The following is a 9,075-nucleotide window of genomic DNA, read 5'->3' as shown; positions in this document are numbered from 1 at the left end:
GCCGAGAGCCAGCGCCGCGGAACCACGCCCGCCGAACAGCTGCTCGCCATTTTCGACGTCTTCGGCGAATGGTTCGCCAAGCCCGACTTCGAGGGCTGCGCGTTCCTCACGACCATGATCGAGACCACCGGCAAGGACAACTCGGTCTACCGGGCGAGCGTGCAGTACCTCGCCAACATCCGGCACTACCTCAAGGGCCTCGCCGCGGCCGCCGGAGTCGACAACACCGACTCCTTCGCCCGCCAGTGGCACATCCTCATGAAAGGCTCGATCATGGCCGCCCACGAGGGCGACGCCGACGCGGCGAGCCGGGCCCGCGAGGTCGGCGTCCTGCTGCTGCGCTCGCACGGCATCGACGCCACGTAGCCGAAAGACCCGCCAAACCCGCGAGTCCAACACCCAGGTACCGCGAGTCCAACACCGGGAACCTCCGAGTCCAACGTTCCGGACACCCGGGGCCAGGCGCGCGAACGTTGGACTCGCGGGTCCCGAACGTTGGACTCGCGGCACAGACATCCGACCTTCGCGCCGACCGGAACCGATCACGGAACCGATAATGGGCGCCCGTTCGGCGGTTGACGCGAAGTAGACCTCGGATGTTAACTCTCCCGTGACACATCCCTGCTGTCTCCCTTGGATCGCCCGTCCCCGCAGGACGGACGATCCCGCCCTGCACGTGCTCGGACCGCCGGTGGTCTGACGGCGGCCGGGCATTCGCATGGCGCCCGAGAGAGGACCGAGCCATGCGCAACGCGGTCGTTTTCCTCGCTGTTCTCGCGGTCTCGCTGTTCGCTTTCGCGGCCCCACCAACGGCCGCCGCGGCCGAGCCGCTCACCAAGATCCTGGTGTTCTCCAAGACTGCCGGCTTCCGGCACGACTCCATCCCCGCCGGCATCGCGGCGATCCGCCAGCTCGGTGCCGGCAACGGGTTCGCGGTCGACGCCACCGAGGACGCCAACGCCTTCACCACGGCCAACCTGGCCCAGTACGACGCGGTCGTGTGGCTGTCGACGACCGGTGACGTGCTCGACGCCGCCCAGCAGACGGCGTTCGAGTCCTACATCGGCAGCGGCGGCGGGTACGTCGGCGTGCACGCGGCCGCCGACACCGAGTACTCCTGGCCCTGGTACGGCAACCTCGTCGGCGCGTGGTTCGACTCGCACCCGGCGATCCAGCAGGCCAGGGTCGACGTCGAGGACCGGTCGAACGCCTCGACCGCGCACCTGCCGCAGACCTGGACCCGCACCGACGAGTGGTACAACTACCGCACCAACGTCCGTTCCTCGGCCAAGGTGCTCGCCAGCCTCGACGAGTCGTCCTACAGCGGCGGCAACATGAACGGCGATCATCCGATCACCTGGTGCAAGGACTACGAAGGCGGCCGCGCCTGGTACACCGGGCTGGGCCACACCCAGGAGTCCTACGCGGACCCGAACTTCACCGCGATGCTGCTCGGCGGCATCCGGGTCGCGGCCGGCAACGTCGCCGCCGACTGCCGCCCGGAGACCGGCTACACCACGCTCTTCGACGGCACCCAGGCGAGCCTCGACCGCTGGCGCATGGCCGGCCCGGGTGGGTTCACGCTCGCGAACGGCACGCTCACCTCGTTCGGCGGCATGGGCCTGCTGTGGTACCCGGTGCAGCAGTTCAGTGACTACTCGCTCAAGCTCGACTGGATGATGCCCGGCGACGACAACGGCGGCGTGTTCATCGGATTCCCCGACCCGCAAGGGGATCCGTGGAAACCGGGTGGACCAGGGCCACGAGATCCAGATCGACGCCACCGACGGCGACCCGACCCGCACCACAGGCAGCGTCTACAGCTTCCAGGCCCCGGACACCGCGCTGCGCGCGCAGGCGCTGAACCCGCCCGGCCAGTGGAACACCTACGAGATCGGCGTGCACGGCAAGCGGGTGGAGATCTGGCTCAACGGCGTCAAGATCAACGACTACACCAGCACCCGCGCGATCGACTCCGGCTACATCGGCGTGCAGAACGACGGCGACGGCGCGGACATCAGCTACCGCGACATCCGCGTCAAGGGCACGTCGACGCAGCCGCCCACCACGGACATCGCCCAGGGCCGCCCGGTGACGGTGTCCAGTGTGGAGCCGAACAGCCCGCACGCCGGCGCCAACGCGGTCGACAACAACTCCGGCACCCGGTGGAGCAGCGCGTACGCCGATCCACAGTGGATCACCGTGGACCTCGGCCAGGCGCGCCGGTTCGACCGGGTCCGGCTGAGCTGGGAGACCGCGTTCGGCCGCGCCTACCAGGTGCAGACGTCGAACGACAACGCGACGTGGCAGAACATCTACAGCACGACGACCGGTGACGGCGGGGTCGACGACCTGAACGTCGGCGGCAACGCGCGGTACGTCCGGGTCAACGGCACCCAGCGGGCCACCCAGTGGGGCTACTCGCTGTGGGACCTCAACATCTACGGATCGGGCGGCAGCACCCCGGCGGCGCCGCCGCCGACCAGCGGGTTCGAGAAGGTGAAGCTCGACGGCGGGCTGTCGATGGGCGAGCCGATCGAGCTCGCCGTGCTGCCCGACCAGAAGGTCCTCTACATCAACCGGGGCACGACCGACGGCGGCGGGCAGGTCCGGTTGTACAACCCCGCGACGAGCTCGACGACCGTCGCGCTGACCTTGCCGCTGGACGCCCGGTTCGAGGACGGCCTGATCGGCATCACCACGCACCCGCGGTTCGCCACGAACCGGTACGTGTACCTGTTCTACTCGCCGAAGTCCACGCCGCTGGTGAACCGGATCTCCCGGTTCACCTTCGACCCCACCACGAACACCATCCCGGCGTCCACAGAGGACATGCTGGTCGAGTGGCCGACCGAGCGGGACCTGTGCTGCCACTCGGCGGTCCGGACGGGTCGCTCTACCTGCTCGAGTACGGCAGCGGCCTCGCGCCGCTCCCGGTGTCCTTCTCCAGTGCCGGCACCAACGACCCGGACGGCGACGCGCTGACCTACGCGTGGGACTTCACCGACGACGGCACGGTCGACTCGACCGCCGCGAACCCCACGTTCACCTACTCGGGCAACGGCAGCTTCCAGGCTCGGCTCACCGTCCGGGACACGACCGGGAAGACCGGCACCACAACGGTTCCGATCGTCGTCGGCAACGACCGGCCGACGCTGCGGATCACGTCGCTGCCGGCCGGCGGGATGTACGAGTGGAGCGAGAACTTCACCGTCACCGCGACCGCCACCGACCCGCAGGACGGCACCATCGACTGCTCGCGCGTGGTCGTGCGGATCGCGCTGGGCCACGAGGAGCACGCGCACGAGGTCGGCGAGGGCACCGGCTGCGGGGCGACGTTCAACACCGGCCCGATCCACTCAGGACTCGACGCGCGGCAGTTCTACGTGGTGCGGGCGACCTACACCGACGCGGGCGCGTCCGGGACGGTGCCGCTGACCGGCGAGACGGACCTGACGCTGTGGCCGAAGCGGTGGCAGGCCGAGCACTTCGCCGAACTGTCCGGCCCGCAGGTCATCACCGCGGCGGGCGCGGAGGGCGGCAAGCGCCTCGGTGACGTCCAGAACGGAGAGTGGGTGCGGTACCACGGGGTGAGCCTCGAGGGCATCACCGGCATCCGGGCCCGGGTGTCCTCCGACAAGTCCGGCAACGTGGCGACGTTCCGGTACGACTCGGCGACCGGCCCCGAGGTCGCGCGGATCGTGGTCCCGAACACCGGCGGCTGGGAGACCTACACGGACGTCAGCGCCCCGGTCACCGGCGCCGTCGACGCCACGCGTGACCTCTACGTGGTGTTCACGGGTGGGTCGGGCGCGATCCTCGACCTGGACAGCTACACGTTCACCGGCCCGGGGATCAGCAGGCCCTGACCTGGGAGCGCTTCCCGGGGCCGGCCCCGCGCCCGGCCCCGGGAAGCCTTGACAAATCGTGCTTCGGGCCACCACGATCGACACCAGCGCCTGGGAGCGCTCCCAGACTTGACTATGGCGACCGGTCCAGTTGCTTCCAGCGGGCAATCACTAGGGCGGTCACCATAGTTTGCCTTCGGCCTCATCGCGGCGGCCCGTCGTGGTGCGGTCCGTCCCGGCCACGCGAAAGGGGCCCATCGTGCGCCGCCTCGCCACCGCGCTCGTCGCCACCGCCGTCTTCGTCACCACCGCCGGCCCGGTCGCCGGCGCCCAGGAAGCCCCGGAGCTCATCGTCAACGGCACGTTCGACACCGGCACGGCGCCCTGGTGGTCGACGGCCACCGCGCCGGTCGAGGTGGTCGACGGCCGGCTCTGCGCCGAGGTCGCGGGCGGAACGACGAACCCGTGGGACGCGATCGTCGGCCAGAACGATCTCTCCGTGCAGGCGGGCGAGTCCTACGCGCTGTCGTTCGACGCGTCCGCGTCGGCGCCGGTCGGCGTGCTGACCAAGGTGCAGCAGCAGGTGGAGCCGTGGACCGAGCGGCTCTCGCAGCCGACCGTGCTCGGCCAGGAGCCCACGCACTTCGCGTACGTGTTCACGGCGTCGGTCGACAGCGCCGCCGACCAGCTCGCGTTCCAGGTGGGCGGCCGGGCGGAGGCGTGGACGTTCTGCCTCGACAACGTCTCGCTCACCGGTGGCGCCGAACCGCCGGTGTACGAGCCGGACACCGGCCCGCGGGTGCGGGTCAACCAGGTCGGCTACCTGCCGCACGGGCCCAAGCACGCCACCCTGGTCACCGAGGCGACCGCGCCGGTGCGGTGGCGGCTCACCGACGCGAACGGTCGCGTGGTGGCGACCGGCCGCAGCACGCAGCGCGGGCTCGACGCGGCGTCCGGGCAGCACACGCACACGATCGACTTCTCCCGCGTGACCAGAGCGGGGTCGGGCTACACGCTGACCGCGGACGGCGAGACCAGCCACCCGTTCGACATCGGCGCGGTGTACCGGGACCTGCGCTCGGACTCCTTGCGGTTCTTCTACCTCCAGCGCAGCGGCATCGCGATCGACGGGGCGCTCGCGGGCGAGGAGTACGCGCGGCCGGCCGGGCACGTCGGCGTGGCACCCAACCTGGGCGACACCGATGTCCCGTGCCAGCCCGGGGTCTGCGACTACCGGCTCGACGTGCGCGGCGGCTGGTACGACGCGGGAGACCACGGCAAGTACGTGGTCAACGGCGGGATCGCGACCTACCAGCTGCTCAGCACGTTCGAGCGGACCCGCACCGCGCCCACCGCGGCCCGGGGTGCGCTGGGCGACGGCACGCTGCGGGTGCCCGAGCGCCGCAACGGCGTGCCGGACATCCTCGACGAGGCCCGCTGGGAGCTGGAGTTCCTGCTGCGGATGCAGGTGCCGGCCGGCGAGGCGCTGGCCGGGATGGCCCACCACAAGATCCACGACTCGGCGTGGACCGGGCTGCCGCTCGCGCCGGAGGACGACCCGATGCCGCGTGAGCTGCACCCGCCGTCCACGGCCGCGACGCTGAACCTGGCCGCGGTCGCCGCGCAGTGCGGCCGGTTGTACCCGCGCTACGACACCGCGTTCGCCGGCCGGTGCCTGGCCGCGGCGCGCACCGCGTACGCCGCGGCTCGGGCGCACCCGGACGTGCTCGCGAGCCCGGCCGACGGCACCGGCGGCGGCGCGTACAGCGACGACGACGTGAGCGACGAGTTCTACTGGGCGGCGGCCGAGCTGTACCTGACCACCGGCGAGCGGCGCTACCTCGACGACCTGCGGGCCTCGCCGCACCACACCGGCGACGTGTTCGGCGCGACCGGGTTCGGCTGGCCGGCCACCGCCGCACTCGGCCGGCTCGACCTCGCCACCGTCCGCGGTGGACTGCCGGCCGGCGAGCGGACCAGGATCCGCCGTTCGGTGCTGGACGCGGCATCGGCCTATCTGTCCACTGTGGAGGCGGAGCCCTACGGCCTGCCGCTGCCCGGCGACTCCGGCGGCTACGTCTGGGGTTCCAACAGCAACATCATCAACAACACGATCGTGCTGGCCACCGCGTTCGACCTGAGCGGGAAGGCGCGGTACCGCGACGGTGCGCTGCAAGGGCTGGACTACGTGTTCGGCCGCAACGCGCTGAACCAGTCCTACGTCACCGGCTGGGGCACGACGACGTCGCACAACCAGCACAGCAGGCTGTTCGCCCGCCAGCTCGACCCGACCTCGCCCACCCCGCCGGCGGGCTCCATCGCCGGCGGCGCGAACGCCGACCTGGAGGACCCGTTCGCGGCCGACCTGCTGGCCGGGTGCGCGCCGCAGTTCTGCTACGTGGACGACATCCAGTCGTACTCGACCAACGAGGTCGCGATCAACTGGAACTCGGCGCTGGCCTGGATCGCCTCGTTCGCCGCGGACCAGGGGAGGTGAGCAGGACCGCCGGCGCGCTGGGCCAGAATCGACGGCATGCAGTTCGGCATCCTCGGCCCCCTCGAGGCACGCACCGACGGCGGCGAGCCGGTGGCGGTCGGCGGCCCTCGTCCGCGCGCCCTCCTCGTGATGCTGCTGCTCGACGCCGGCCGCACGGTGAGCCTCGACCACCTCATCGCCGGCCAGTACGGCGACGACCCGCCCGCCGGCGCGGCCAACGCGGTGCAGGTCCAGGTCTCCCGGCTGCGCAAGACCATCCCCGACATCGAGTTCCACGCCACCGGCTACCGGCTCGCCGTCGACCCCGACGACGTCGACGCGCTGCGCTTCGAGCGGCTCGCGCGTGAGGGTCACGGCAAGCTCGTCGCCGGCGACCACGCCGGCGCCGCGGCCGTCCTCGGCGAGGCGCTCGGCCTGTGGCGCGGCCGGGCCCTCGCCGACCTCCCGCACGGCGACGCCCTGACCGCCCGCCTCGACGACCTGCGGCTCGACGCCACGGAGGACCTCGCCGAGGCCGAGCTCGCCCTGCCCGGGGGAACGAACGTCGCCGAGCTGCGCAGGCTCACCAGGGAGAACCCGCTCCGCGAGCGCCTCCGCGGCCACCTCATGCGCGCCCTGCACGCCGCCGGCCGGCCCGCCGAGGCACTCGCCGAGTACGAGGACGTCCGCCGCCTGCTCGCCGGCGAGCTCGGCACCGACCCCTCCCCCGAGCTCGCCGCCGTCCACCTCGCGATCCTCCGCGCGGACCAGGCCCCCACCCGCCGCGCCCCGGCCGCCCAGCTGACCAGCTTCGTCGGCCGCGGCGCCGAGCTCGCCCGGCTCGCGGAGCTGCGCGCGGCGAGGCTGGTCACGATCCTGGGCCCTGGCGGCATCGGCAAGACCCGCCTCGCCGTCGAGTCCGCGCCCGCCGGGGCGTGCTTCGCCGACCTGTCGCCGGTCGACGACCCGGACACCGTGCCGCACGCGGTGCTCGGCGCCCTCGGGCTGCGCGAGGCGGGCCTCCAGACACCTGCCACCGACCCCACGGGTCGTCTCGTCGCCGCACTCGGCGCGGACGAGCTGCGGCTCATCCTCGACAACTGCGAGCACGTCGTCGCCGCGGCCGCCGCGCTCGCCCGCACGCTGCTCGCCGAGTGCCCCGGCCTGCGGATCGTCGCGACCAGCTGGGAGCCGCTCGGCCTGACCGGCGAGACGCTCGTGCCGCTGGCGCCGCTCGACGACCCCGTCCGCCTCTTCGCCGATCGGGCAGCGGCCGTTCGGCCCGGTTTCGCGGTCACCCCGAACAACCTCGCGACGGTCACCGACACCTGCACCCGACTCGACGGGCTGCCGCTGGCCATCGAGCTGGCGGCGGCGCGGCTGCGCCAGTTCACCGTCGACGAGCTCGCCGCACGGCTCACCGAGCACGGCCCGTTCCGGCTGCTCTCCCGCGGCGACCGGACGGCGGCGGCCCGGCACCGGACGCTGACCGCGGTCGTCGGGTGGAGCTGGGAGCTGCTCGGCGCCGACGAGCAGGCGGTGGCCCGGCGGTTCTCGGTCTTCGCCGGCGGCGCGCCGACCGCCGCGGCCGAGGCCGTGTGCGGGGCGACCGACCACGTGCTCGCCGACCTCGTCGACCGGTCGCTCATCGAGTCCGACGGCACGCGCTACCGGATGCTCGAGACGATCCGCCTGTTCTGCGCGGAACGGCTGGCCGAGTCCGGCGAGCGGGACGCGGTGCGCGGCCGGCACGCGGCCTACCACCTCGACCTGGCCCAGCGCGCCGACCCGCACCTGCGCGGGGCCGACCAGCTCGAATGGCTCACGACGCTGTCGGCGGAGCACGCCAACCTGATGTCGGCGCTGCGCTGGGCGGTGCGCGCCGAGCGGGCCACGGCGTTCCGGCTGGTCGCGGCGCTCACCGCGTACTGGTGGCTGTCCGGGCGGCGCAGCCAGGCCGGAGAGTCGGCGGCCGAGCTGCTGACGGCGGAGCCGCCGGAGGGCCACGAGGAGGAGTACGTCAGCTGCGTGGTGCACGCCGTGCCGCGGGCGGCGCCGGAGCAGTGGACGCGGGCGCACGAGATCATGCGGTCGCGCGACGGCACGGTGCGCTACCCGTTCGTGCTGGCCCTGTTCGGCATGGCCGTCGGCCCGTGGGGGCCCACCGCCGACGCCGAGCCGCTGCTCGGGACCGACCCGTGGAACGTGGCGCTGGGCCGGCTGAGCAACGGCCTGCTCGGGGTGCTCGACGGCCGGACGGCCGAGGGTGAGCGGGAGCTGCGTGCGGTGCTGGAAGCGTTCCGCGGGCTCGGCGAGCGGTGGGGCACGGCGCAGGCGCTGGACCGGCTGGCCGAGGTCGCCGGGTGGCGCGGCGAGTGGGCACGCGCGCACGAGCTGTGGGCGGAGGCGCTCGGACTGTACGAGCGCTTCGGCGCCCTGGAGGAGTGCGTCGTCGTGCTGTGCCGGCGCGCGGGCTGTGAGATCCGGCAGGACTCGCTGGACGCGGCCGCCACCGACTACCGCCGGGCGGCCGAGCTGGGCGCTCGCGCGGGGCAGCCGGACCCGCCGGTCGTGCGACTGGGCCTGGCCGAGGTCGCCCGGCTGGCCGGCCGCGCGGCCGAGGCCCGCGCCCTGCTCGACACCGCCCAGCCGGTGGCGAAAGGCGACTTCAACGCCGAGCTGGCCGGGGCCCGCGTCCGCACCGCCCTCGGCCGGCTGGCCGAGACGAGCGGCGACCCGGCCGAGGCCCGG

At 73.0% G+C, this 9,075-nt stretch carries 4 protein-coding genes and 3 pseudogenes; all 7 read left to right on the top strand.

The window, feature by feature from the left end; genetic code table 11:
- A pseudogene (locus GEV28_RS40570) lies at positions 1–366 on the top strand (TetR family transcriptional regulator); the annotation flags it as partial.
- A gap of 377 nt (positions 367–743) precedes the next feature.
- Positions 744–1,478 (top strand): annotated as a pseudogene (locus tag GEV28_RS40565) (ThuA domain-containing protein); the annotation flags it as partial.
- Positions 1,479–1,559: 81 nt separating this feature from the next.
- Positions 1,560–1,685 (top strand): annotated as a pseudogene (locus tag GEV28_RS42915) (DUF1080 domain-containing protein); the annotation flags it as partial.
- 64 nt (positions 1,686–1,749) lie between these two features.
- Positions 1,750–2,985 (top strand): discoidin domain-containing protein, encoded by a 1,236-nt coding sequence (locus tag GEV28_RS40560; RefSeq protein ID WP_291419435.1) that lies wholly within the window; start codon positions 1,750–1,752, stop codon positions 2,983–2,985.
- Positions 2,937–3,869: a carbohydrate-binding protein gene (locus GEV28_RS40555; protein ID WP_291419433.1), complete on the top strand. Its 933-nt coding sequence runs from the start codon at positions 2,937–2,939 to the stop codon at positions 3,867–3,869. Before GEV28_RS40560 ends, GEV28_RS40555 begins: the two co-directional genes overlap by 49 nt.
- A gap of 238 nt (positions 3,870–4,107) precedes the next feature.
- Positions 4,108–6,345, top strand: coding sequence for a glycoside hydrolase family 9 protein (locus GEV28_RS40550; RefSeq protein ID WP_291419431.1), 2,238 nt, complete (start codon positions 4,108–4,110; stop codon positions 6,343–6,345).
- A 36-nt stretch (positions 6,346–6,381) separates the two neighbouring features.
- Positions 6,382–9,075: BTAD domain-containing putative transcriptional regulator (locus GEV28_RS40545; protein ID WP_291419429.1), on the top strand; the 2,694-nt coding region annotated here is incomplete at its 3' end.

It is taken from the genome of Actinophytocola sp., from assembly GCF_009379765.1.
In the GTDB taxonomy this organism is placed as follows: domain Bacteria; phylum Actinomycetota; class Actinomycetes; order Mycobacteriales; family Pseudonocardiaceae; genus Actinophytocola.
Note: the sequence above shows the minus strand (reverse complement) of the source record. Positions and strands in the feature narration are given on the sequence as shown.